The organism is Pseudomonas sp. GW822-FHT02G04 (genome assembly GCF_058802085.1).
This window is the reverse complement of record NZ_JBXANU010000042.1, coordinates 9607-35573: the sequence shown is the minus strand read 5'-3', so window position 1 is coordinate 35573 and position 25967 is coordinate 9607. Positions and strand designations below refer to the sequence as shown.

Genomic DNA, 25967 nt, shown 5'->3' with positions numbered 1-25967 from the left:
AACCTGATTATTGCTTACGAAGCAGGCACAGCAAGGGGGAGCAAGCTCCCCCTTTAGTTTTTACCGGACACTAGTGATGCTCCGCGTGGGAATGCATCCCGTGACGCTCTGCGTCACAGCGTCAACGGCGGACGCGGAGCGTCCATGGCGGCATTCCCACGCGGAGCGTGGGAACGATCATCAACGGAAGGGCCAATAATTATCGGCTTCCTATGTAGGTGCTTTCCCACTGTTACCCATCACCCTTCAAGTAACTGAATGTGTAACCGCCTGCCCGATAACGAGGCATAGGGAAACGCAAAGCCCCGTTTCAGGGCCTCTGAACCTTGCATAAAAAATTAGACACCACGCTGTGCTTGCCGGATTAGAAGGGTTTGCCAATAATAGGCCCGCAATTTGCAACATAGATCGGTTCACTGTCTTTTGCTCTTGCATGAAATTGCAGAGCTGTCAACGTGCCCAAGCGGCATTCTCGGTGCTTCTGTAATTTGTTGTCGCATTGAAGAAATATCGGCTTCGGGCCTGTCGTTAGAATGCCAAGCACTCGCTCGTCGTTGCCTGCGTTGAAATCAGCGCACGGTTCCTAGGACGCAGCACCGCTTTTTGGTTTAACCATTCGCATATTGGGCTGTCGCTCACTCTGCCGTTTTTGCCCTTTACCGATGGAGTCCCAAGATGAAGAAACTCGTGCTGCTTGGCGCCCTGGCACTGTCCGTGCTGTCCCTGCCGACATTCGCCGATGAAAAACCTCTGAAAATCGGTATCGAAGCGGCTTACCCTCCGTTCGCCTCCAAAGCACCGGACGGCAGCATCGTGGGTTTCGACTACGACATCGGTAACGCCCTGTGCGAAGAGATGAAGGTCAAGTGCCAGTGGGTCGAGCAAGAGTTCGACGGCCTGATCCCTGCACTCAAAGTGCGCAAGATCGACGCGATCCTGTCGTCCATGTCGATCACTGAAGACCGCAAGAAGTCCGTGGACTTCACCAACAAGTATTACAACACCCCGGCTCGCCTGGTCATGAAGGCCGGCACTCAAGTCAGCGAAAGCCTGGCTGAGCTGAAGGGCAAGAACATCGGCGTGCAACGTGGTTCGATCCACGAGCGTTTCGCCCGCGAAGTCCTGGCCCCGCTGGGTGCCGAGATCAAGCCTTACGGTTCGCAGAACGAAATCTACCTCGACGTGGCCGCCGGTCGCCTCGACGGCACCGTGGCAGACGCTACCCTGCTGGATGACGGCTTCCTGAAAACTGACGCCGGCAAGGGCTTTGCCTTCGTTGGCCCGGCCTTCACCGACGTCAAATACTTCGGCGACGGCGTAGGGATCGCGGTTCGCAAGGGCGACGCGCTGAAAGACAAGATCAACACCGCGATCGCGGCCATTCGCGAGAACGGCAAGTACAAGCAAATCCAGGACAAGTACTTCGCCTTCGATATCTACGGCAAGTAATCGTCCCCGCAACAAGTCCGAAATGGCGCAAGCAACAGGATCTCTGAGGTTTGCGCCATTTTTTCATCCCAACTTTCGAGGACCTGAATCATGTTGAAAGGCTACGGGGCTGTCATCCTCGATGGCGCATGGCTGACGCTTCAGCTCGCCTTGTCGTCCATGGCCCTGGCCATCGTTCTGGGGCTGATCGGCGTTGCGCTGCGTCTGTCGCCGGTGCGCTGGCTGGCCTGGCTGGGCGATCTGTATTCCACGGTGATCCGCGGTATTCCCGATCTGGTGCTGATCCTGCTGATTTTCTACGGCGGCCAGGACCTGCTCAACCGCGTTGCGCCGATGCTCGGCTATGACGACTACATCGACCTGAACCCGTTGGCCGCCGGTATCGGCACCCTGGGCTTCATCTTCGGTGCGTACCTGTCGGAAACCTTCCGTGGCGCGTTCATGGCGATCCCCAAGGGTCAGGCAGAAGCCGGCATGGCGTACGGCATGAGCAGTTTCCAGGTGTTCTTCCGGGTGTTGGTGCCGCAGATGATTCGCTTGGCAATTCCGGGCTTCACCAACAACTGGCTGGTACTGACCAAGGCTACCGCGCTGATTTCGGTGGTGGGTCTGCAAGACATGATGTTCAAGGCCAAGCAGGCGGCAGACGCTACCCGCGAGCCTTTCACCTTCTTCCTCGCGGTGGCGGCGATGTACCTGGTGATCACCAGCGTCTCGTTGCTGGCATTGCGTCATCTTGAGAAGCGCTACTCGGTAGGCGTAAGGGCGGCTGAGCTATGATCTTCGACTACAACGTCATTTGGGAGGCCTTGCCGCTGTACTTCGGCGGCTTGGTGACCACCCTCAAACTGCTCGCACTGTCGCTGTTCTTCGGTTTGCTGGCGGCACTGCCGCTGGGGCTGATGCGCGTCTCCAAGCAGCCGCTGGTCAACATGAGTGCCTGGCTGTTCACCTATGTGATCCGCGGCACGCCGATGCTGGTGCAGCTGTTCTTGATCTACTACGGTCTGGCGCAATTCGAAACAGTACGTGAAAGCTTCCTCTGGCCATGGCTGTCCAGTGCCTCGTTCTGTGCGTGCCTGGCCTTCGCGATCAACACCAGCGCCTACACCGCTGAAATCATCGCCGGCAGCCTGCGTGCCACGCCGAACGGCGAGATCGAAGCGGCCAAGGCCATGGGCATGTCGCGAATCAAGATGTACAAGCGGATCCTGCTGCCATCGGCCCTGCGCCGGGCGCTGCCGCAGTACAGCAACGAAGTGATCATGATGCTGCAGACCACCAGTCTGGCGTCGATCGTGACCCTGATCGACATCACCGGTGCCGCGCGCACGGTCAACGCTCAGTTCTACTTGCCGTTCGAAGCCTACATCACCGCCGGCGCGTTCTACCTGTGCCTGACGTTTATTCTGGTGCGCCTGTTCAAAATGGCCGAACACCGCTGGCTGGGCTATCTGGCCCCGCGGAAGCATTGATATGGAACGTATCGATCATGCTTTGCCGTGGAGCCACCTGGGCAGTGAACGCCGGATTTCGGTGTTCCGCTTCGGTACTGGCGAGCGCAAGGCCTACATCCAGGCCAGCCTGCACGCCGATGAATTGCCGGGGATGCGCACGGCCTGGGAGCTGAAAAAGCGCCTGACCGAACTTGAAGCTCAGGGCTTGCTCAACGGTGTGATCGAACTGGTGCCGGTGGCCAATCCGCTGGGGCTGGGGCAATTGCTTCAGGGGAACCATCAGGGGCGTTTCGAAGCGGGCAGCGGCAAGAACTTCAACCGGGATTTTGTCGAGCTGAGCGAGCCTGTGGCCGTCGAACTCCAGGGGCTCCTGGGTGATGATCCTCACGCCAATATCCGTGTGATCCGCCAAGCCATGAGCGATCACCTGGCGGCTTTGCCAGAGGCGAGCAGCCAGTTGCAAGGCATGCAGCGCATCTTGCTCAGCCATGCCTGCACTGCTGATGTGGTGCTGGATCTGCATTGCGATTGCGAAGCGGCGCTGCACATGTACGCCTTGCCGCAACACTGGCCGCATTGGCGTTCACTGGCTGCGCACTTGAACGTCAAGGTCGGTCTGCTGGCGGAGGATTCCGGCGGCAGTTCCTTTGACGAAGCGTGCTCGCTGCCGTGGCTGCGCCTGTCGCGTCTGTTCCCGGATGCGCAAATTCCGCTGGCCTGCCTGGCGACTACCATTGAACTGGGTGGTCAGGCCGATACCGGGCGCGCTGAAGCGCAGGCTCACGCCGAAGGCATTCTGGCGTTCCTCGCCGAGCAAGGCTTGATCGGTGGCGAATGGCCGAAGCCTGCGCAAGACGCGTGCGAAGGCATGCCGTTCGAAGGCACTGAATTGCTGTTCGCGCCGCATCCTGGCGTGCTGAGTTTTCTGCGTAAGCCCGGTGAATGGGTTGAAGCAGGCGACGAGATTTTTGAAGTGATCGATCCGCTGGCGGATCGGGTCAGCACGGTGTGTGCTGGTACGTCCGGGGTGCTGTTTGCCATTGAACGGCTGCGTTACGCCCAACCCGGTTTCTGGCTGGCCAAGGTGGCGGGGCGCGAAGCGCTGCGTCACGGGCGCTTGCTCAACGACTGACTGACTGTTTTTGTGAGAACCGACCGCATGTACAAACTTGAAGTCCAAGACCTGCATAAACGCTATGGCAGTCACGAAGTGCTCAAGGGCGTGTCCCTGAAAGCGGCGGCTGGCGATGTGATCAGCATCATCGGCTCCAGTGGCTCCGGCAAAAGTACTTTCCTGCGTTGCATCAACCTGCTCGAGCAGCCGCACGCGGGCAAGATTCTGCTCAACAACGAAGAGCTGAAACTGGTTGCCAACAAGGACGGCGCGCTGAAAGCCGCCGACCCGAAGCAGCTGCAACGCATGCGTTCACGCCTGTCTATGGTGTTCCAGCATTTCAACCTGTGGTCGCATATGACCGCGCTGGAAAACATCATGGAAGCGCCGGTTCACGTGCTGGGTGTGTCCAAGGCTGAAGCCCGCGAGAAGGCCGAGCACTACCTGAACAAGGTCGGTGTGGCTCATCGCAAGGACGCCTACCCAGGGCACATGTCTGGTGGCGAGCAGCAACGTGTGGCGATTGCCCGTGCGCTGGCGATGGAACCCGAAGTGATGCTGTTCGACGAACCGACCTCGGCTCTGGACCCGGAGTTGGTGGGGGACGTGCTGAAAGTCATGCAGGCCCTGGCGCAGGAAGGCCGGACCATGGTGGTGGTGACGCACGAAATGGGCTTTGCCCGTGAAGTGTCGAACCAGCTGGTGTTCCTGCACAAAGGCCTGGTCGAAGAAAGCGGCAACCCGCGTGAAGTGCTGGTGAATCCGCAGTCTGAACGTTTGCAACAATTCCTCTCGGGCAGCCTCAAGTAATCGCTCCCGTTACGCACCAAATTAGGTCATGCTGCGCACCGCGCGCCAGATGGTCTAATTTGGTTGCAGCCGCCTTCGGCTTTAACACTGTCTTCGTTTCGGATTGCCCGCCATGACTGCCCATCGAATTGGTTTCCTGATTTGGCCCAGCACTAAAGCTCTGACGCTTGCGCTGGCTGAGGAGGCCTTGCGTGTTGCCCAGCGTGTGCACCCGGACGTTGTTTACGAATTGTCGTTTTTGCAGGCCGAACCGCCGACCGACGGCGCCTGGCAATTGCCAGGCGAGCCATGGGCCGGCAAGCTCGAAAACTTTCAGAAACTGTTCCTGCTCGCCGACGAACCACCGACTTCTCTCGCGCCACCGCTCAGCAGTGCGCTGAAACAACTGGTGCGAGCCGGTTGTGTGATCGGCGGTTTGTCCGCTGGTGTTTACCCGTTGGCGCAGTTGGGTTTGCTCGACGGTTATCGCGCTGCCGTGCATTGGCGCTGGCAGGACGATTTCGCCGAGCGTTTCCCGAAGGTGATTGCCACCAGTCACCTGTTCGACTGGGATCGTGATCGCCTGACCGCGTGCGGCGGCATGTCGGTGCTCGACCTGTTGCTGGCGGTGCTGGCCCGCGATCACGGCGCCGAACTGGCCGGTGCGGTGTCGGAAGAATTGGTGGTCGAACGCATTCGCGAGGGCGGCGAGCGCCAGCGTATTCCTTTGCAGAACCGCTTGGGTTCCAGCCATCCGAAGCTCACCCAGGCGGTGTTGCTGATGGAAGCCAACATCGAAGAGCCGCTGACCACCGACGAAATCGCCCAGCACGTGTGCGTATCGCGTCGGCAGCTGGAGCGGATCTTCAAGCAATACCTCAACCGCGTGCCGAGCCAGTACTACCTGGAACTGCGCCTGAACAAGGCCCGGCAGATGTTGATGCAAACCAGCAAGTCGATCATCCAGATCGGCCTGTCGTGTGGCTTCTCTTCGGGGCCGCATTTCTCCAGCGCCTACCGCAACTTCTTCGGCGCCACGCCCCGGGAAGATCGCAACCAGCGGCGCAGCAGCAGCCCGTTCGAATTGTCGTCGGTGCCGTCCGAGCGCGGGTGACCAAGTGCCCCATGCTCGGAGCTGAAGGCTGTTTTACTCGTCCATCGCTGAGCTGTCGGAGGATGAAACCTCCATTTCGCCTCGATTGATTACTGCTTCCACGCCGAAATCCGCGCCCGTGCCTTCAAAGTAGTCGATCAGCCGTAACAGGCTCTCCTCGGAAAGCGGATTGCCTCTCAGGCTAATGTTCTCCGCGATGTCCAATGGCATTTCCAGAACGTCACTGGGGACTTCGGTGATTGCGTTTTCGCTCAGGTCTGCCCAATCCAGTTCGGTCAGTTGTAACAGGCCATGTGGTATTTCGGTGATGCCGGTGTTGTTAAGCAGGACGGTCGCCAGGCTCGGCATCTGGCTCAGGTCCAGTGTTTGCCCCAGAGGGTTGTGGCCCAGATCGAGAAAATCAAGCTGTTCCATCCCCACTAATGCGTTTGTCGACTCCGGTGATAAACGGATGCGGCAGTAGGGCAATGACAACGATCTCAGTCGACTCATCTTGAATACCGCGTCAGGAATGTTACCCAGGTTGCACTCGCGCAGCCTGAGGCTTTTGAGGTTGGGGAAGGATTCCAGAAAGCGCCCGATACGGGTCGCGCCGTTGGCACTGCGAAGTTCCAGCGCCGACACATGACTGAAGTCGGCGTTCAGTGTTGGCAGCTCTCCGTTGATGATGGAGGGGACGGTGAGCTCGAACATGGGCTCAAGTGAGTCGCTGAAATCATCCAGCTCGGATTCATGCTGCCAGCACCTCTCAAGAAGCTGTTTGAATTGGTCACGGTTGGCTTGTTCGACAGCCAGTTGGTTGGCATCGAAGAGGGCGCCCGTAACGGGGTGTCGGTCCGGAACGTCGGCGGTCCAGACAGACAAATCATTTCTCAATTGAGCAAGCTCTTCTTCAAGGCGCGTCAGATAGGTGCGGCCTTCCTCCAGCGTGCCCGGCAATTCGTAGACAAACTGACTCGCTTGCTCGACATCCATGCCGGGGTATAGCGCAGTGACGCGATCAATGTCCGCCTCGGGGGCATAGACGGACATGTCGTAAGCGGTATCGAAGTGGTGTCGCTTGATCAGTTCTCGGGCTCTGTTGGAAACCGGATTGTGCGTGAGGTGTATGCCACGCTTGTTGTACAACGAGCTCTCGAACAACCCGGCAGGCAACTCGCTGATACGGTTGTTCGTCAGCAGAAGGGTGTCGAGCCTTGGGTGTTGCAGGGCGCCGGCCGGAATTTCGGACAGGTCGGTGGCGCTCAGATCCAGGTGAGTCAGTTCGCTCATTGTGTCGATGTGGGGTGCGGTTTCAAACGGATTCTTGTACAGATCCAGCGAGGCCAGCTTCTTCAATGAAGTCAGTTTCGACCATGTGGCCGCGTCAATCCTGATGCCGCAATCGCTTAGAACCAGGGCGTGAAGGTCTGTCATTCGAGGGATAGCGTCGGGGAGGGTGGTCAGGGAAAAACGGCGTAACTCCAGGCGGCGCAATCCACTGAATCGCTGTAGAAACCCTGGAATACCCTGCACGGTATGGTTGCCCTCCAGGGATAGCAGCGACACATGAGCGAAATCGGCATTTATTGATGGCAAGTCACCGATTATCGGCTCTGCAAACCTGAGCGTATACCGGCTAGTCTCATCCGGTGCGTCGAAGTCCCGTTCGGTCTGTCGCCGCCAACTGCGCTGGATTTCCTGAGCCAGCAACTTGCGATTGTTTCTCTCGGCTTGTTGATCCAGCTCACTGAGAGGGCGTCCGGTTTCAGGATGAACAGTGGGCGCCTCATTGATCCAGGTGCCCAGGTCCTGATGCAGTCGGACCAGCTCTCTATTCAGGCGTGAGAGTTCAACGCGAGCGCCATCGGGGTGACTCTGCAATGCCTGGACTATGGACTGCAATTGCTCTTGAGACAGGTTGGGGTAAACATCTCGAACCCGGTCATTAAGCGTAGGTGTCTCGCGGTTAGCTCGACTATAGCCCTGCGTGCCACCGGGCAGGCGCATGGTGGTGGGGTCATAGTAGGGTTTGCGATGGGGATTTTTTGCGAACAGTGCGCGTAATGCCGGTTGCTCCAGAGCGTGCTCGACGATGCGTTGTTTGAATGTCCGGGCGTCTCCAGGCGAAGGGCTCAATGCATTGCGTTGTGTATCCGGCAGCGCCTGAAAAAGGGCCTGATAGAAATCACCGGGTACCGATTCACTGTCCTGGTGAATCTGGTAGGTCCCGTCTTCGGCACGCACCAGCGTTTTAAGTGTTGGTACATCGGGCTGACCAATGCTGTCGCGCACGGTCCCTTCATGGGAATAATCCCGCACCTCGATACGCAGCTCGGCAGGCCAGTTGGGTAATGAGTTCAGGCTATGTAAGGCCAGTCGATGGGTATCGGTGGTTTCCAGAGCTTCGGAATAAAGGCCTTCACAGGCTCGGGTTGCGCGTACGGCTTCCATGGCTTTTTGTGCCGCGTCCTTGAGGCGTTGGGGCATGCGATTGTTGTGCAGCTGCCGTAATTCGGTGCCGGTGGCATTGCTCACCAGCTCTTGTGCAATATCGGTCGGTAGTCCCTGCACCTCGTCGAGCAGTTGCTGAACTTGCGGGTTATCAGTCTTTTCCTCTGCGCGGTAGTGCATTTCGAACAGCGATTTGCGGTACCTCAGGGCGAGATCCGCAGTCTGCTGTCGGAGTGTTTGCGTTTGGGTTTCCAGTGCCGGCACAGGAGTATCGACAGGCCATGAGTCGTATCGGCTCAGCAGTAGATATTGCATGGCCGGATCGGCCTTTCGATAGTCCTCGGGTTGGTCGCTGCCGATCTGTTCGATAAAGGTTTCAATGTCCCGATTGATCCTGAAGCGCTTGATCGTGTCTGTCAGCAGCGAAGGCGGGCGATACCGCTCGACATGCGTTTCACGCACTACGTTGTCGTGGTAACCGCTGATCCGCAGGATTTGCTCGCGCTCGGCGCTGCTGAACGATTCAACACTATGGCCGAGGCGACGCATGACCTTTTCCCGGTCCCAGTTCAACGGTTGTTCCAGCTCTGTGTGCCAGGCGCCGTGGTTGTTATGCAGTAGAGTCGGTTGATAAGCATCGGCCCGGTTCGGATGCTCAATTTGAAATGCACCCGACGTGTGATCGGGTTTCACGACATACAGTTTTTCTTCCAGTGGCAGCAGTGTCTTGCCCCCGTGACGATAGAGGCCAAGCTGATCGGGTTTTGATCCTTCGGGCAAACTGAGCGTTTGTTCGTAAGGTGTGAGATCCGGCTGCCAGTAACGGGTTTTTCCCTCAGGCGTCGTGATGGGTTTGAATGGGTCGATAAGCCCGATAGCTTCGCGCGAGAGTAGGCGACTGAAGGCGCCGGCAGCGATGGCGCCACCCACTGCGAAGGTGCCTATCTGGACCACTGTTTCGGCGAGCGTCATCAAGTGCCCCAGCGCTTCTGCTTTCAGCCCTATGGCCAGGTCCACGATGCCTTCGAAGGTTTCGTCGAGTAACTGGTAGGCCATATAGGCCAGCATCAATTCGCCAAGAAACGGAACAAAAGGCAATGCAACAAATGTCGCGATTTCAAGGAGTGTCGACGCCACTTTGCTGAAAGCATCCCACAATGCCCATCGTGCGTTTCGGTCGGCAGAAGCGGTGGAGACGGCGAGTGTACTGGCATCGTTGAGGATCTTGTTCAGCTGCCGCTGATGGAGATGGTTCCACAAGTCCGCTCTGAACGGGGTCATCGAAAACCGGAGGTTGGGCCTGTCGATGGGCGTTTCGCGCCAACTCGGCATTGGGTCGCCATGCTGGTGTGGGTGCCAGGTTACGCTCTGGAGGCGACGATTGAGATCAGCAAAAAAATGTCCCCTTTCTTTGTGGTCGACGAAGCGACTGAAGAACGTTTGGTAAGCGGGAGCGCGTAGCTTGCGGGTTAGCTCGTTCAGGAACGCCAGTGTGTCTGGGTATTGCTTGAGAGGATGCTCCGGATCGTCCGGGATGTAGGCGATGACCCGCGTTGCCTTGCGTGCCCGGTCAAGCTTCGGCATGAACATGACGATGCCGGTCAGTGAGGAGGACATTATTGTCAGGTCGTGACAATAAAGCGGCTGACCATCCAGTCGCGCGCCCGAACGTCCTTCCACAATGCGCAGGATCGAGAGACGGGCGTCCTCTGGAATGTCGCGACGGATGTGCGCCATTTGCAGTGCGGATTTGAGTGCGGTTTTGTGCGAACTGATCACCTTCGATTTCAGCACCGCAGCGGCCACCGGGTTGGTTAGCCCCAGATTGTCTTCAAGGTAAGTGGTGTACTGGGCGCCGATATCCAGTTCCCGGCACAGCAGGGCAAAGGCTGCGACAGTGAGTTTCTGCTTGACCATCGGCAGTGTCTCGAACTGCCCTGTGGGCGACGGTTCGGTGATGAACGTCGAGGCGGACTCATAAGCATCCGCTGCGGTTTCCGATTCCTGAAAATTATGAAGGCAGGCGTCGAGCAGCGATACGGTCCAGGTACGTGCAGCACCCGTCTTGATCCCGAATGCGGGCACTGTTTGAGGCGTGTAGAGGCGCAGGAAAGTGGTTTTGACGTCCAGTGCCAGGTCAAACCGGGTTTTCAGGGCTGCGCTCAAAAGGGGTTCGGCAAAGTCTCGTGCGTTTTGCAGCTTCGACAGCATCGAATCCAGGCGATTTCGATGGGTCCAGTGTTCCTGGCTGAGTTTTTTCAGCGATTCATGTTGCGACGGCGTCGCGGTGCCATGCCAGTCCGGCACCGCAAGCGAGGCTTGTTTGAGGGCGCTACGTGTACCAGGCGAGGCTTCTAATACCCAGCTCGGCAGATTATTGAACAGGTGATGGTAGTGATCGTCCGGTTGTGTGGCGGATTCACTGACGGTGACAGTGGAAGGGCGATCATTTTCGTATCGGCTCATGCGCTATTCCCTTAGCGTTTGGATTGGCCGCCAGCAAAACAGACCATGATGTGTTTGGTGCGGTACATAATTACCGCACTGTCCGACAACCCTGCCTATAACCTGTGTCGACAGTTTAAACTGCGCCTTTGCGACGGTATTTGTCGCATTGCCGTAAACCCGGGCAAAACCGGTGTTTGCGCTATAAGAAGTTGTCGCTTGGCGGCAAGGCCGGGCTGAAAACTGTCCTTACAATCCCCCCATCGCTCGCCAGTTTCAGGCGAGTGTTCCTCATCAGGAGACTCCGATGTCCGTTGAGCACGCTGCGGTAGAACGCGCCGATTTTGACCAGGTAATGGTTCCCAACTATGCGCCTGCCGCTTTCATTCCTGTGCGTGGCGCCGGTTCCCGTGTTTGGGACCAGTCTGGCCGCGAGCTGATCGACTTCGCCGGCGGGATTGCCGTTAACGTATTGGGCCACGCGCACCCGGCGCTGGTCGCTGCATTGACCGAACAGGCGAACAAGCTGTGGCACGTGTCCAACGTGTTCACCAATGAGCCGGCCTTGCGCCTGGCCCATAAGCTGGTCGACGCCACGTTTGCCGATCGTGTGTTCTTCTGCAACTCCGGCGCCGAAGCCAACGAGGCCGCCTTCAAGCTGGCCCGTCGCGTGGCCCATGACCGTTTCGGTACCGAGAAGTACGAAATCGTTGCCGCGCTCAACAGCTTCCACGGCCGTACCCTGTTCACCGTGAACGTCGGTGGCCAGTCGAAGTACTCCGACGGCTTCGGTCCAAAGATCACCGGCATCACCCACGTGCCTTACAACGATCTGGCCGCGCTGAAAGCCGCTGTTTCCGACAAGACCTGCGCGGTGGTTCTGGAGCCGATCCAGGGCGAGGGCGGCGTGCTGCCAGCCGAGCAGTCTTACCTGCAAGGCGCCCGTGAGCTGTGCGATGCGCACAACGCGTTGTTGGTCTTCGACGAAGTGCAGACCGGCATGGGCCGCAGCGGCGAGCTGTTCGCCTACATGCATTACGGCGTCACCCCGGACATCCTGACCAGCGCCAAGAGCCTGGGCGGCGGTTTCCCGATCGCAGCAATGCTGACCACTGAAGACCTGGCCAAACACTTGGTCGTCGGCACCCACGGCACCACTTACGGCGGCAACCCGCTGGCGTGCGCGGTCGCTGAAGCAGTGATCGACGTGATCAACACGCCGCAAGTGCTGAACGGTGTCAAAACCAAGCACGACAAGTTCAAGTCCCGTCTTGAGCAGATCGGCGAGAAATACGGCCTCTTCACTCAGGTCCGTGGCCTGGGCCTGTTGCTCGGTTGCGTACTGAGCGACGCCTGGAAAGGCAAGGCCAAGGACATCTTCAACGCCGCCGAGCGTGAAGGCCTGATGATTCTGCAAGCCGGCCCGGACGTGATTCGTTTTGCGCCAAGCCTGGTGGTTGAAGACGCCGATATCGATGCCGGTCTGGACCGTTTCGAGCGCGCCGTGGCCAAGCTGACGCAAGCCTGATTCATACAGTGCTCCTCAGCGCCTATCGTAATAGATAGGCGTTGAGATTATTTCCTGTGCCGGGCCTGCCCGGCATTTTTTTCCCCGAGTTGGCGCAATTCGCCAACCTGATGTTAAGAAAGGAGTGACACCATGCTGGTGATGCGCCCCGCGCAAATGGCTGATCTGGGCGAGGTACAGCGTCTGGCTGCGGATAGCCCGATTGGTGTCACCTCCTTGCCGGATGACGTTGAACGCCTGAGCGACAAGATCGCCGCAAGCGAAGCCTCGTTCGCCGCCGAAGTGAGCTTCAACGGTGAAGAGAGCTATTTCTTCGTCCTCGAAGATACCGCCACCGGCAAACTGGTCGGCTGTTCTGCCATCGTTGCCTCGGCCGGTTATTCCGAGCCGTTCTACAGCTTTCGAAACGAAACATTCGTGCACGCCTCCCGCGAGCTGAAGATCCACAACAAGATCCACGTGCTCTCCCAGTGCCACGACCTGACCGGCAACAGCTTGCTGACCAGTTTCTACGTGCAGAGGGAGTTGGTGGGCACGCCTTGGGCGGAGCTCAACTCCCGTGGCCGTCTGTTGTTCGTGGCCAGCCATCCGGAGCGCTTTGCCGATTCCGTGGTGACCGAAATCGTCGGTTACAGCGACGAAAATGGCGATTCGCCGTTCTGGGATGCCATCGGTCGCAACTTCTTCGACCTCAACTACGCCGAAGCCGAGCGTCTGTGCGGTTTGAAGAGCCGCACGTTCCTCGCCGAGCTGATGCCGCATTACCCGATCTACGTGCCGTTGCTGCCGGACTCCGCTCAAGAGGCGATGGGCCAGGTGCACCCGCGGGCGCAAATCACTTTCGACATCCTGATGCGCGAAGGCTTCGAGACCGATCACTACATCGATATTTTCGATGGTGGCCCAACCTTGCACGCCCGCGTCTCGGGGATCCGTTCGATCGCCCAGAGCCGTGTAGTCCCGGTGAAAATCGGTGAGCCGGTCAAAGGCGCCGGTCGTCAGTATCTGGTGGCCAACGCCCAGTTGCAGGATTACCGCGCTGTGTTGCTCGAGCTTGATTACGCGCCGGGCAAACCTGTGACCCTGGATCTTGAAGCGGCCGAAGCCTTGGGCGTCGGTGAAGGTGCCAGCGTGCGCCTGGTGGCGGTTTGACGCCTGCTTCCTGGAGAGAAATGTCTGGAAAGCAGCGAAATTTCGCGGGTGGCGCAAGCGGCCCGTTTGAGGAGATAGCATGATCGTTCGTCCCGTACGCAGCAGCGATTTACCCGCTCTGATCGACCTGGCCCGCAGCACCGGCACTGGCCTTACCACCTTGCCGGCCAACGAAGAGCGTCTGGCCCATCGGGTTGGCTGGGCCGAAAAAACCTTCCGCGGCGACGCCGGGCGGGGCGATGCGGACTACCTGTTCGTACTCGAAGACGACAATGGTCGCGTGGTCGGTATTTCCGCGATTGCCGGCGCCGTCGGCCTGCGTGAGCCCTGGTACAACTTCCGGGTGGGCCTGACGGTCAGCGCCTCGCAAGAGCTAAACATCTACCGCGAAATTCCGACGCTGTTCCTGGCCAACGACCTGACCGGCAACTCTGAACTGTGCTCGTTGTTCCTGCACGCCGATTACCGCAGTGGCCTCAACGGCCGCATGCTGGCCAAGGCGCGGCTGCTGTTCATCGCCGAGTTCCCGCAACTGTTCGGCAACAAGATCATTGCTGAAATGCGCGGCATGTCCGACGAAGCCGGGCGTTCGCCGTTCTGGGAAAGCCTGGGCCGGCATTTCTTCAAGATGGAATTCAGCCAGGCCGATTACCTCACTGGCGTGGGCAACAAGGCGTTCATCGCCGAACTGATGCCGAAATTCCCGCTGTACACCTGCTTCCTGTCGCCAGACGCGCGCAACGTGATCGGCCAGGTGCATCCGGACACCGAGCCGGCCCTGGCGATGCTCAAGAGTGAAGGTTTCAGTTACCAAGGCTACGTCGACATCTTCGACGCAGGCCCTGCGGTGGAGTGCGAAACCGCCAAGATCCGCGCGGTGCGCGACAGCCAGGCGCTGGTGCTGGCCATCGGCACCCCGGGTGATGACGCCACGCCGTTCCTGATCCATAACCGCAAGCGCGAAGACTGCCGGATCACTGCCGCGCCAGCACGCTTCGCCGCTGGCACGCTGGTGGTTGATCCGCTGACCGCCAAACGTCTTCAACTCAACGCTGGCGATCAAGTACGCGCCGTTCCGTTGTCTGCAGCTCGGGAGTCGAAATAATGAATTCGCTATACATCGCCGGTGAATGGCTGGCCGGCCAGGGTGAAAGCTTTCAATCGGTGAACCCGGTGACCCAGCAAGTGCTGTGGGCCGGCGAAGGCGCCACTGCCGCTCAGGTCGAGTCGGCCGTGCAAGCCGCGCGTCAGGCGTTCCCGGGCTGGGCCCGTCGTACCCTGGAAGAGCGCATCAGTGTGCTGGAAGCCTTTGCCGCCGCGCTGAAGAATCACGCTGACGAACTGGCTCGCACCATCGGTGAAGAAACCGGCAAACCCTTGTGGGAAGCGGCGACTGAAGTCACCAGCATGGTCAACAAGATTGCCATATCGGTGCAGAGCTACCGCGAACGGACCGGCGAGAAGAGCGGCCCGCTGGGCGACGCCACCGCCGTATTGCGTCACAAGCCGCACGGCGTGGTGGCGGTGTTCGGTCCTTACAACCTCCCCGGTCACTTGCCAAACGGTCACATCGTGCCGGCGCTGCTGGCCGGTAACAGTGTGCTGTTCAAGCCCAGCGAACTGACGCCGAAAGTCGCCGAACTGACGGTCAAGTGCTGGATCGAAGCCGGTCTGCCGGCGGGCGTGCTGAACCTGCTGCAAGGTGCTCGCGAAACCGGTATCGCCCTGGCGGCGAACCCGGGCATCGACGGTCTGTTCTTCACCGGTTCCAGCCGTACCGGCAATCATCTGCACAAGCAGTTTTCCGGTCGTCCAGACAAAATCCTCGCGCTGGAAATGGGCGGTAACAACCCGTTGGTGGTGGATCAGGTTGCGGATCTCGATGCGGCCGTTTACACCATCATTCAGTCGGCGTTCATTTCTGCCGGCCAGCGTTGCACCTGCGCCCGTCGCTTGCTGGTGCCGCAAGGCGCCTGGGGCGATACGCTGCTGGCGCGTCTGGTGGCGGTCAGCTCGACCATTGACGTCGGTGCGTTCGATCAGCAACCAGCGCCGTTCATGGGCTCGGTGATTTCCCTCGGCGCTGCGAAAGCCCTGATGGAAGCGCAAGAGCATCTGTTGGCCAATGGCGCCGTGGCGCTGCTGGAAATGACTCAGCCTCAGGCTCAGGCTGCCTTGCTGACCCCTGGCATTCTGGACGTGACTGCGGTTGCCGATCGTCCTGACGAAGAGCTGTTCGGTCCGCTGCTGCAAGTGATCCGCTACGCTGATTTTGAAGCGGCGATCGCTGAAGCCAACGACACCGCTTATGGTTTGGCGGCCGGCCTGCTGTCGGATTCCGAAGCGCGTTATCAGCAGTTCTGGCTGGAAAGCCGTGCTGGTATCGTCAACTGGAACAAGCAGCTGACCGGTGCTGCGAGCAGCGCGCCATTCGGCGGCGTCGGCGCCTCGGGCAACCACCGCGCCAGTGCCTACTACGCGGCGGATTACTGCGCGTACCCGGTGGCCTCGCTGGAAACCCCGAGCCTGACCTTGCCAGCGGCCCTTACACCCGGCGTGCGCATGTCGTAACGCCCATTCGCGGGCAAGCCTCGCTCCTACGGGATTGCGCAAAACCTGTAGGAGCGAGGCTTGCCCGCGAAGGCCGCGACGCGGTCGCACTGAACAGTTAGTTACTGAAGCCTATAACAACAGATTCTCGTGGAGCCTCGCTGATGAAATCCTATGAAGTCAATTTTGACGGTCTAGTGGGGCCGACCCATAACTACGGTGGCCTGTCCTACGGCAACGTCGCCTCCCAGAGCAACAGCCAGCAATCCTCGAACCCGAAGGAAGCCGCGCTGCAAGGTCTGGCGAAAATGAAAGCGCTGATGGATATGGGCTTTCAGCAAGGTGTGCTCGCACCACAGGAACGCCCTGACGTAGCCGCCCTGCGCCGCTTGGGTTTCAGCGGCACCGACGCGCAAGTGATCGAGCAAGCCGCCAAAGACGCGATGCCGCTGCTGGTTGCCAGTTGCTCGGCGTCGAGCATGTGGGTGGCCAACGCCGCCACGGTCAGCCCGAGTGCCGACACCGCCGACGGTCGTGTGCATTTCACCGCCGCTAACCTGAACTGCAAATACCACCGCAGCATCGAGCACCCGACCACCAGTCGCGTGCTGGGCGCGATGTTCGCTGACCAGAAACACTTCGCTCACCACGCCGCGTTGCCGGCCGTGGCGCAGTTCGGTGACGAAGGCGCGGCCAACCACACCCGTTTCTGCCGTGACTACGGCGAAGCCGGCGTCGAGTTTTTCGTGTTCGGTCGCAGCGCGTTCGACACCCGTTATCCGTCCCCGCAGAAGTACCCGGCGCGCCAGACCCTCGAAGCCTCCCAGGCCGTCGCTCGCCTGCACGGCTTGAGCGATGACGGCGTGGTCTACGCCCAGCAGAACCCTTCGGTGATCGATCAGGGCGTGTTCCATAACGACGTGATCGCCGTGGGCAACGGCGAGGTGCTGTTCTATCACGAGGACGCCTTCCTCGACACCGACCAGATGCTCGCTGAGCTGCAAGGCAAACTGGCAAAAGTCGGTGGGAAATTTCAGTCGATCTGCGTACCGCGTTCCGCGGTCACCGTGGAAGACGCCGTTCGTTCCTACCTGTTCAATAGCCAACTGCTGTCGCGTCCTGACGGCTCCATGCTGTTGATCGTGCCGGAAGAATGCCATGGCAACGAACGCGTCTGGCAGTACCTGCAAGGCCTGACCAGCTCTGGTGGCCTGATCCGCGAAGTGAAAGTCTTCGATCTCAAGCAGAGCATGCAGAACGGCGGTGGCCCGGCTTGCCTGCGGTTGCGCGTCGCCCTCAACGAAACCGAGCTGGCGGCCGTCAACCAAGGGGTTATCATGACGGCTCCGTTGTACGGCACATTGACCGAGTGGGTCGAAAAGCACTACCGCGACCGCATGACCGAAAACGATCTGGCGGACCCGCAATTGTTGCTTGAGTGCCGGACGGCACTGGATGAACTGACGCAAATCCTTAAACTGGGCGCGGTTTATCCATTCCAGATCAATTGATATCTCCAGACGAGAGCGTAAATACATGAGCGATACCCTGCAGCTGATCCTTGAAGACACCGACGGCACGCAACTGGAAACTTCCTGCACCCGCGTCGCGGTCCTGTGGCAAGGCAAAGAGCTGTGGATCCAGCAGGACGGCCGTGGCCAGTTGCTGATCGGCGTGGACGTCGAAGAGGGTGACGCTGAATACGCCAACCTGCTGCTGCGCCCATTGGCGACTAATCTGGTAAGTCTGCAACTGGAGATGGAACCGGCCGAGCTCGGCGATGATGAGGACCACGTGCACGGCCCGGATTGCAATCACGATCACTAAGGAAACCGCTCTATGCTCGCCCTCGGCAAACTGCTTGAACTGACCCTCGCCGGCCGCGAACCGGCGGAGAAGACTCAACTGACTGTCGAAGGCGTGCGGATGCGCTGGTTGAGCGAAGGTGCGCTGGAAGTTCGGCCACCTGAGGCTCGCGACAATGGCCTGGATCTGCTGCTTTCGGCCGGTATCCATGGCAATGAAACAGCGCCGATCGAGCTGCTCGATCGCCTGTTGCACGACATCGCCCGCGGTGACTTGAAGCCGCGCGCCCGTATTCTGTTTCTGTTCGGCAATCCCGAGGCCATCCGCCGCGGTGAGCGTTTTATCGAGCAGGACGTCAATCGGCTGTTCAACGGCCGTCACGAACAAAGCAGCGGTTCCGAGGCCTTGCGCGCCTGTGAGCTGGAGCGGCTGGCGGCGACGTTCTTCAGCCTGCCGGACCGCAACCGTCTGCACTACGACCTGCACACGGCGATCCGTGGCTCGAAAATCGAGCAGTTCGCTTTGTATCCCTGGAAAGAAGGTCGTCAGCATTCACGCCTGGAACTGGCTCGCCTGCGCGCCGCCGGCATGGAGGCGGTGCTGTTGCAGAACAAACCGTCCATCGTCTTCAGTTCCTACACCTACGACAAGCTCGATGCCGAGTCCTTCACCCTGGAGCTGGGCAAGGCTCGTCCGTTCGGGCAGAACGAAGGGGTCAACGTCAGTCTGCTGGAAACCCGCCTGAAGCAGATCATCGAAGGCACCGAGCCGCCAATGACTGACGGTGGGCTGGATGGTTTGCAGTTGTTCAGCGTGTCGCGGGAAGTCATCAAGCACAGCGATAACTTCCGCCTGAACCTGCCGGCGGACATCGAAAACTTTTCGGAATTGAAAGTGGGTTATGTGCTGGCCGAGGATATCGCCAATACCCGCTGGATCGTCGAAGAGCAGGGCGCCCGGATCATCTTCCCGAACCCCAGGGTCAAGAACGGCCTGCGCGCCGGCATCCTGATCGTGCCGACCACCGACGAAAACCTGGTCTGACTGTCGTGGAATGATCGTTCCCACGCTCCGCGTGGGAATGCAGCCCGGGACGCTCCGCGTCCCTGCCGAAGCGGACGCAGAGCGTCCATTGAGGCATTCCCACGCAGAGCGTGGGAACGATCGTACGACTAGACAGCTACCGCGCGAGGCTCGCTGCGGCGCAATGCGCGAGTCTTGTGCAGCGTATCCGCACACGTCTTCGCCGCTTCCTGACCTTTATGCACGAAATGCTCGAAGAAGAACTTCTGATGTTCTTCACCGGCATGGAAGTGGTGCGGGGTCAAAACCACCGAGAACACCGGCACTTCGGTTTCCAGCTGAACCTGCATCAGGCCGCTGATCACCGACTGGGCGACGAATTCGTGGCGATAGATACCGCCATCGACCACCAGGCCCGCGGCGACGATGCCGGCATAACGACCGGACTTGGCCAGCAATTTGGCGTGCAGCGGAATTTCAAAGGCGCCGCCGACTTCGAAGAAATCGATGTCCGACTCCTGATAACCCTGAGCAATCATTTCAGCGACGAAGCCTTTACGGCTCTGATCGACGATTTCCTTGTGCCAGCAGGCCTGGATGAACGCGACGCGCTCGCCCTGATGGTTTTTGCTTTTGCTATCGATTGCGGTGGGTTGCATGTTCTGACTCCTGTTTGTGTGAAAAACAGGGCGTTATGAATCGAATGGGATTTAAGGGTACGCAGGCACACGTGTCTGCGGACGGCGCTTTGGTACAGAACCTGGGCGGCGTCAATCCCGTTCTCTCTTCATCCGGACTATGACCGTCGGCCCCGGGATCACACCGGGTCTGCTGACCTTGTCGCCATCACAGCTATTGCCGTGCCTGTCGCCAAGCGCTCGCGGGCTATGCGCATTGCGCGCAATTACCGCCGGTGGGGAGTTACACCCCGCCCTGAGAACGTTTTTGCCGCCAGATTGTTTGGCGGCGAAGCGTTTTTAACACATATTTACGGGGCGTGCATGGCTGCTTTCTGATGATTGCTATCGGGTTTTCCGAAGGCATAAAGCGCCTTTTCCTCGTCCAAGGCTTGATTAATTGTCGGCATGACCGCAGTAATTCCTTTCCGAAACGGATTTTTCCCCTGTTAACCGAGGCCAGATTCATGAGCGTTATCGATCTTCGCAGCGACACCGTCACTCAACCGACCGCAGGGATGCTCGACGCGATGGCCAATGCGGCCACCGGTGACGACGTTTATGGCGAAGATCCGACGGTCAATCGTCTGGAAGCCGAGCTGGCAACACGACTGGGTTTTGCCGCGGCGCTGTTTGTTCCGACGGGCACCATGAGCAACCTGCTGGGCTTGATGGCCCACTGCGAGCGCGGTGACGAGTACATTGTCGGTCAGCAGGCCCACACCTATAAGTACGAAGGTGGCGGCGCGGCGGTGCTCGGTTCAATCCAGCCGCAGCCGCTGGAAGTGCAAGCCGATGGTTCGCTGGACCTGGCGCAAGTCGCCGCCGCGATCAAACCAGACGACTTCCACTTCGCCCGCACCCGTTTGCTGGCCCTGGAAAACACCATGCAGGGCAAGGTGCTGCCGCTGGAATATCTGGCCCAGGCTCGCCGCTTCACTCGTGAGCATGGCCTGGCGCTGCATCTGGATGGGGCGCGGCTCTACAACGCGGCGGTCAAGCTGGGTGTCGATGCACGGGAGATCACTCAGCATTTCGACTCGGTGTCGGTTTGTCTGTCCAAAGGCTTGGGTGCGCCGATTGGTTCGGTGCTGTGCGGCTCGGTCGAGTTGATCGCCAAGGCTCGGCGTTTGCGCAAGATGGTCGGTGGCGGCATGCGCCAGGCCGGGATTCTCGCGGCGGCGGGGCTGTATGCGCTGGATAATAATGTTCAGCGCCTGGCCGACGACCATGCCAATGCACAGTTGCTGGCCGAAGGCCTGCGCGCGGCGGGTTATGAGGTCGAGCCGGTGCAGACCAACATGGTTTACGTAAAAATGGGCGACAAGGCCGAAGCGATCAAGGCCTTCGCCGCGACACGCGGGATAAAGCTCAGCGCTGCCGCTCGTCTGCGAATGGTCACGCACATGGACGTCAGCCGTGCGCAAATCGAGCAGGTCGTCGCTACATTCGTCGAGTTTTCCCGCATCTGATCGCGTTAGCGGTCCAATTGACCGTTTCTATCGTATAAACACGCTGTACCCCGCGCGCAGGGCCGATATAATGCGGCCCTTTGCCGTCGCTTCGTCTGTTGACGTTTCGCACAGGCCTTTGGCCGCAGCCTCCGTGGAAGAACCTAATGAAAAGCGCAGAAATCCGTGAAGCCTTCCTTCGCTTCTTCGAAGAGCAAGGCCACACCCGTGTAGCCTCCAGCTCTTTGATTCCGGGCAACGACCCAACCCTGCTGTTCACTAACGCGGGGATGAACCAGTTCAAGGACTGCTTCCTGGGCCAGGAAAAGCGCGCGTACACCCGCGCCGTCAGCAGCCAGAAATGCGTGCGTGCCGGCGGCAAGCACAACGACCTGGAAAACGTCGGTTATACCGCCCGTCACCACACCTTCTTCGAAATGCTGGGTAACTTCAGCTTCGGTGATTATTTCAAGCGTGACGCCATCACCTACGCCTGGAACTTCCTGACCTCCGAGAAGTGGCTGAACCTGCCCAAAGAAAAGCTCTGGGTCACCGTCTACGCCAGCGATGACGAAGCGTACGACATCTGGACCAAAGAGATCGGCGTTCCGGCCGAGCGCATGGTTCGTATCGGCGACAACAAGGGTGCGCCGTACGCTTCCGACAACTTCTGGACCATGGGCGATACCGGCCCGTGCGGTCCTTGCACCGAGATTTTCTACGATCACGGCGCCGACATCTGGGGTGGCCCACCGGGCTCGCCGGAAGAAGACGGCGACCGTTACATCGAAATCTGGAACAACGTGTTCATGCAGTTCAACCGCACCGCCGATGGCGTGTTGCACCCGTTGCCAGCCCCGTCGGTGGATACCGGCATGGGTCTTGAGCGGATCAGTGCCGTGCTGCAGCACGTTCACTCGAACTATGAAATCGACCTGTTCCAGAGCCTGCTGAGCGCATCGGCCAAGGCCATCGGCTGCACCAACGACAATCAGGCTTCCCTGAAAGTCGTGGCTGACCACATCCGCTCTTGCGGCTTCCTGATTGCCGACGGCGTGCTGCCGTCCAACGAAGGCCGCGGTTATGTGTTGCGCCGGATCATTCGTCGCGCTTGCCGTCACGGCAACAAACTGGGCGCCAAGGGCAGCTTCTTCTACCAGATCGTTGCGGCCCTGGTCGCCGAGATGGGCGAAGCGTTCCCAGAACTGAAATCCCAGCAGGCGCACATCGAGCGCGTGCTGAAGGCCGAAGAAGAGCAATTCGCCAAGACCCTGGAGCAGGGCCTGAAAATCCTCGAGCAGGATCTGGCTGAACTCAAAGGCGACGTGGTGCCGGGCGACGTGGTGTTCAAACTCTACGATACGTACGGTTTCCCGATGGACCTGACTGGCGACATCGCCCGTGAACGCAGTCTGACCATCGACGAAGCAGGCTTCGAGCGCGAAATGGAAGCCCAGCGCGTGCGTGCCCGCTCCGCCAGCTCCTTCGGCATGGACTACAACAGCCTGGTCAAGGTTGATGTGGCCACCGAGTTCACCGGTTACACCGCTCACAGCGGCTCCGCCAAAATCGTTGCTCTTTATAAAGAAGGGCAATCGGTCGACGTACTGAGCGAAGGCGAAGAGGGCGTGGTCGTTCTCGATCAGACGCCGTTCTATGCCGAATCCGGTGGTCAGATTGGTGATTGCGGCTTCCTCCAGGCTGGCGCTGCGCGTTTCGACGTGCGCGACACCACCAAGACCGGCGGTGCGTTCCTGCACCACGGCGTGCTGGATTCGGGCAGCCTGATCGTAGGTGCTCCGGTGGAGACTCATGTCGATGCCGAAGTGCGCCACGCGACGTCGCTGAACCACTCGGCGACTCACTTGTTGCACGCCGCATTGCGTCAGGTGCTGGGCGAGCACGTTCAGCAGAAAGGCTCGTTGGTCGACAGTCAGCGTCTACGCTTTGACTTCAGCCACTTCGAAGCCATCAAGCCTGAGCAGTTGAAGGCGCTGGAAGACATCGTCAACGCCGAGATTCGCAAGAACTCCGAAGTTGAAACCGAAGAAACCGACATCGATACCGCCAAGCAGAAAGGCGCCATGGCGCTGTTCGGCGAGAAGTACGGCGACAGCGTACGCGTGCTGAGCATGGGCGATTTCTCCGTCGAACTGTGCGGCGGTATTCACGCCACCCGTACCGGCGACATCGGCCTGCTGAAAATCATCAGCGAAGGCGGTGTGGCTTCGGGTGTGCGTCGTATCGAGGCAGTCACCGGTGCCGCGGCACTGGCCTACTTGAACGCGGCTGAAGAACAACTCAAGGAAGCGGCCAACCTGGTCAAGGGCAGCCGCGATAACCTGATCGACAAGCTGTCGGCTGTGCTGGAGCGCAACCGTCTGCTGGAGAAGCAACTCGAGCAGTTGCAGGCCAAGGCGGCCAGTGCGGCGGGCGACGATCTGTCGGCTTCTGCTTTGGACGTCAAGGGCGTGAAAGTGCTGGCCGTGCGTCTGGACGGTCAGGACGGCAAGGCGCTGCTGGCGCTGGTCGATCAACTGAAAAACAAACTCGGCCGCGCAGTGATCCTGCTCGGCAGTGTCCATGAGGAAAAGGTCGTTCTGGTTGCAGGCGTGACCAAAGACCTGACTGGCCAACTCAAAGCCGGTGATTTGATGAAACAGGCTGCTGCGGCAGTGGGCGGGAAGGGCGGTGGTCGTCCAGACATGGCGCAGGGCGGTGGTACTGACGCTGGCGCACTGGATGCCGCATTGGCCCTGACTGTTCCATTTGTAGAGCAGGGTTTATAAGGCAGTGTGCCTGGCCCGCGGTCTAGTGGCGGGCCAGAACGCTGTTTGAGTGATTATTGGGCGCCCTTCATGGGCAGAGGCGGCTTTGAAATGGCTTTGATCGTACAGAAATTTGGAGGCACCTCAGTCGGCACTGTCGAGAGAATCGAGCAGGTCGCCGACAAGGTTAAGAAATTCCGCGATGCGGGCGATGACCTGGTGGTTGTGCTGTCTGCAATGAGCGGCGAAACCAACCGTCTGATCGATCTGGCCAAGCAAATCAGTGGCGACGGCCAACCGGTTCCACGCGAACTGGATGTGATCGTTTCCACCGGTGAGCAGGTGACGATTGCACTGTTGGCCATGGCGCTGATCAAGCGCGGCGTGCCAGCGGTGTCGTACACCGGCAACCAGGTACGGATTCTGACGGATAGCGCGCACAATAAAGCGCGTATCTTGCAGATTGATGACCAGAAGATTCGCGGTGACCTGAAGGCCGGTCGTGTGGTGGTTGTCGCCGGTTTCCAGGGCGTCGACGAGCACGGCAATATCACCACGCTCGGTCGTGGCGGTTCCGACACCACTGGCGTGGCGCTGGCGGCAGCCCTGAAGGCTGACGAATGCCAGATCTACACCGACGTCGATGGCGTCTACACCACCGACCCGCGTGTGGTGTCCGTGGCTCAGCGTCTGGACAAGATCACCTTCGAAGAGATGCTGGAAATGGCCAGCCTCGGCTCCAAGGTGTTGCAGATCCGTGCGGTCGAGTTCGCCGGCAAGTACAACGTTCCGCTGCGCGTACTGCACAGCTTCAAGGAGGGTCCGGGCACCCTCATTACTATTGATGAAGAGGAAACCATGGAACAGCCGATCATTTCCGGCATCGCCTTCAACCGCGATGAAGCCAAGCTGACCATCCGTGGCGTGCCAGACACCCCGGGCGTGGCGTTCAAGATTCTCGGCCCGATCAGTGCCGCGAACATCGAAGTCGACATGATCGTGCAGAACGTTGCGCACGATAACACCACCGACTTCACCTTCACCGTGCACCGCAACGACTACCAGGCGGCGCAATCCGTGCTGGAAAACACCGCTCGCGAGATCGGTGCCCGTGAAGTCGTTGGCGACACCAAGATTGCCAAGGTCTCGATCGTTGGCGTCGGCATGCGCTCCCACGCAGGCGTGGCCAGCCGCATGTTCGAATCCCTGGCGAAAGAAAGCATCAACATCCAGATGATCTCGACTTCGGAAATCAAGGTGTCCGTGGTGATCGAAGAGAAGTACCTGGAACTGGCTGTGCGCGCCCTGCACACAGCTTTCGAACTGGACGCGCCGGCCCGACAGGGCGAGTAATGCGTTCCCCCCGAAGGGCGCGGTCTGACCGCGCCCTTCGTTTTTTTGAATGGTGCGTACCAAAACTGTTCTTTTGCTCGCGCTAGTCAATACTCAGGCATGTAGGGCTGCGACCTTTTCGGTTGTAGGTCGGATGCCTTTTTTTTGCAGACTGTTGTCCCTGAAATGAAATGCGTGAGGAGAAAGGTATGCTGATTCTGACTCGTCGGTGCGCAGAAAGCCTGATTATTGGTGATGGCGAAATCACCGTGACCGTGCTCGGCGTTAAAGGAAATCAAGTGCGTATTGGTGTCAACGCCCCGAAAGAGGTGGCTGTGCATCGTGAGGAAATTTACCTGCGTATCAAGAAAGAGAAGGACGAAGAACCAAGCCATTAATTTTTATCGTTTTTTATGTTTGCAAACGGGGAAGAAGCTGGTTAATATACGCCCCGTGTTGCGGAGAGCTGGCCGAGTGGCCGAAGGCGCTCCCCTGCTAAGGGAGTACACCTCAAAAGGGTGTCGGGGGTTCGAATCCCCCGTTCTCCGCCATTATTTGCTTAGTACGTTGTAATCTGGCTTCTTCGGTAAGTTGTTGAAATTACTAGAAAAAGTGCTTTACAAAAAGATTTAACGGCCTATAATGCGCGGCAACAAATGCACTCGTAGCTCAGCTGGATAGAGTACTCGGCTACGAACCGAGCGGTCACAGGTTCGAATCCTGTCGAGTGCACCATTTAAGAGTTGTTTACAGCAATGTGAATAACTTGGCTCCAACCAGTTGTGATCTGGTATAAAAACACAAATGCACTCGTAGCTCAGCTGGATAGAGTACTCGGCTACGAACCGAGCGGTCACAGGTTCGAATCCTGTCGAGTGC

General features: G+C 59.1%; 19 protein-coding genes, 3 tRNA genes and 1 riboswitch. Of the genes, 20 read left to right on the top strand and 2 right to left on the bottom strand.

Going from position 1 to position 25967, the window contains the following annotated elements; translation table 11 throughout:
• The first annotated feature begins 675 nt into the window (after positions 1–675).
• The 6 genes from AC1RO5_RS29935 to AC1RO5_RS29910 all read left to right on the top strand — a co-directional run bounded on the left by AC1RO5_RS29935 (position 676) and on the right by AC1RO5_RS29910 (position 5923).
• A complete protein-coding gene (locus AC1RO5_RS29935) occupies positions 676–1449 on the top strand; it encodes an ABC transporter substrate-binding protein (RefSeq protein ID WP_493179311.1) in 774 nt (257 codons plus the stop codon).
• 90 nt (positions 1450–1539) lie between these two features.
• On the top strand, positions 1540–2229 hold the full coding sequence (locus tag AC1RO5_RS29930; RefSeq protein ID WP_007934894.1) for an ABC transporter permease: 690 nt from the start codon (positions 1540–1542) through the stop codon (positions 2227–2229).
• Positions 2226–2924 (top strand): ABC transporter permease, encoded by a 699-nt coding sequence (locus tag AC1RO5_RS29925; RefSeq protein WP_111454807.1) that lies wholly within the window; start codon positions 2226–2228, stop codon positions 2922–2924. The genes AC1RO5_RS29930 and AC1RO5_RS29925 overlap by 4 nt, the downstream gene beginning before the upstream one ends.
• 1 nt (position 2925) lies before the next feature.
• Positions 2926–4038: a succinylglutamate desuccinylase/aspartoacylase family protein gene (locus AC1RO5_RS29920; protein ID WP_493179309.1), complete on the top strand. Its 1113-nt coding sequence runs from the start codon at positions 2926–2928 to the stop codon at positions 4036–4038.
• 27 nt (positions 4039–4065) lie between these two features.
• On the top strand, positions 4066–4830 hold the full coding sequence (locus tag AC1RO5_RS29915) for an ABC transporter ATP-binding protein (RefSeq protein WP_111279965.1): 765 nt from the start codon (positions 4066–4068) through the stop codon (positions 4828–4830).
• Positions 4831–4942: 112 nt separating this feature from the next.
• A complete protein-coding gene (locus AC1RO5_RS29910) occupies positions 4943–5923 on the top strand; it encodes a GlxA family transcriptional regulator (protein WP_007934898.1) in 981 nt (326 codons plus the stop codon).
• Positions 5924–5956: 33 nt separating this feature from the next.
• Here the strand turns inward: AC1RO5_RS29910 and AC1RO5_RS29905 are convergent, their stop codons facing one another.
• Entirely contained in the window at positions 5957–10822 is a 4866-nt protein-coding gene (locus AC1RO5_RS29905) for a dermonecrotic toxin domain-containing protein (RefSeq protein ID WP_493179306.1), read from the bottom strand.
• A 286-nt stretch (positions 10823–11108) separates the two neighbouring features.
• On the opposite strand from AC1RO5_RS29905, the gene AC1RO5_RS29900 reads away from it, so the two are divergent.
• The 7 genes from AC1RO5_RS29900 to astE all read left to right on the top strand — a co-directional run bounded on the left by AC1RO5_RS29900 (position 11109) and on the right by astE (position 18881).
• Positions 11109–12329, top strand: a complete 1221-nt coding sequence (locus tag AC1RO5_RS29900; RefSeq protein WP_493179304.1) for an aspartate aminotransferase family protein — start codon at positions 11109–11111, stop codon at positions 12327–12329.
• Between the two features lie 132 nt (positions 12330–12461).
• Positions 12462–13481 (top strand): arginine/ornithine succinyltransferase subunit alpha, encoded by a 1020-nt coding sequence (aruF, locus tag AC1RO5_RS29895; RefSeq protein WP_007934901.1) that lies wholly within the window; start codon positions 12462–12464, stop codon positions 13479–13481.
• A 79-nt stretch (positions 13482–13560) separates the two neighbouring features.
• Complete coding sequence (astA, locus tag AC1RO5_RS29890; RefSeq protein ID WP_019651765.1) at positions 13561–14586, top strand: arginine N-succinyltransferase; 1026 nt, start codon at positions 13561–13563, stop codon at positions 14584–14586.
• Positions 14583–16052 carry a succinylglutamate-semialdehyde dehydrogenase gene (gene astD / locus AC1RO5_RS29885; protein WP_493179314.1) on the top strand — a complete coding sequence of 490 codons (1470 nt, stop codon included), beginning with the start codon at positions 14583–14585 and terminating at the stop codon, positions 16050–16052. Before astA ends, astD begins: the two co-directional genes overlap by 4 nt.
• Before the next feature lie 143 nt (positions 16053–16195).
• The gene (gene astB, locus AC1RO5_RS29880; protein WP_019651767.1) at positions 16196–17542 is read left to right on the top strand and encodes an N-succinylarginine dihydrolase; all 1347 of its coding nucleotides are present in this window, start codon (positions 16196–16198) and stop codon (positions 17540–17542) included.
• 25 nt (positions 17543–17567) lie between these two features.
• Positions 17568–17858, top strand: a complete 291-nt coding sequence (locus AC1RO5_RS29875; protein WP_046042326.1) for a hypothetical protein — start codon at positions 17568–17570, stop codon at positions 17856–17858.
• A 12-nt stretch (positions 17859–17870) separates the two neighbouring features.
• A complete protein-coding gene (gene astE, locus AC1RO5_RS29870) occupies positions 17871–18881 on the top strand; it encodes a succinylglutamate desuccinylase (RefSeq protein ID WP_493179302.1) in 1011 nt (336 codons plus the stop codon).
• A 128-nt stretch (positions 18882–19009) separates the two neighbouring features.
• Here astE and AC1RO5_RS29865 read toward each other — a convergent pair whose 3' ends face one another.
• On the bottom strand, positions 19010–19519 hold the full coding sequence (locus tag AC1RO5_RS29865; protein ID WP_019582888.1) for a 6,7-dimethyl-8-ribityllumazine synthase: 510 nt from the start codon (positions 19517–19519) through the stop codon (positions 19010–19012).
• 115 nt (positions 19520–19634) lie between these two features.
• A riboswitch (FMN riboswitch) is annotated at positions 19635–19805 on the bottom strand.
• Between the two features lie 199 nt (positions 19806–20004).
• Here AC1RO5_RS29865 and ltaE point away from each other — a divergent pair.
• The 7 genes from ltaE to AC1RO5_RS29830 all read left to right on the top strand — a co-directional run bounded on the left by ltaE (position 20005) and on the right by AC1RO5_RS29830 (position 25967).
• Positions 20005–21009, top strand: coding sequence for a low-specificity L-threonine aldolase (gene ltaE, locus AC1RO5_RS29860; protein ID WP_493179300.1), 1005 nt, complete (start codon positions 20005–20007; stop codon positions 21007–21009).
• A 146-nt stretch (positions 21010–21155) separates the two neighbouring features.
• Complete coding sequence (gene alaS, locus AC1RO5_RS29855) at positions 21156–23777, top strand: alanine--tRNA ligase (protein ID WP_493179299.1); 2622 nt, start codon at positions 21156–21158, stop codon at positions 23775–23777.
• Between the two features lie 90 nt (positions 23778–23867).
• Complete coding sequence (locus AC1RO5_RS29850; RefSeq protein WP_007934911.1) at positions 23868–25109, top strand: aspartate kinase; 1242 nt, start codon at positions 23868–23870, stop codon at positions 25107–25109.
• 188 nt (positions 25110–25297) lie between these two features.
• A complete protein-coding gene (csrA, locus tag AC1RO5_RS29845; RefSeq protein ID WP_002554426.1) occupies positions 25298–25486 on the top strand; it encodes a carbon storage regulator CsrA in 189 nt (62 codons plus the stop codon).
• A gap of 62 nt (positions 25487–25548) precedes the next feature.
• A tRNA-Ser gene (locus tag AC1RO5_RS29840) sits at positions 25549–25639 on the top strand.
• A 107-nt stretch (positions 25640–25746) separates the two neighbouring features.
• Positions 25747–25823, top strand: a tRNA-Arg gene (locus tag AC1RO5_RS29835).
• A 71-nt stretch (positions 25824–25894) separates the two neighbouring features.
• A tRNA-Arg gene (locus AC1RO5_RS29830) sits at positions 25895–25967 on the top strand.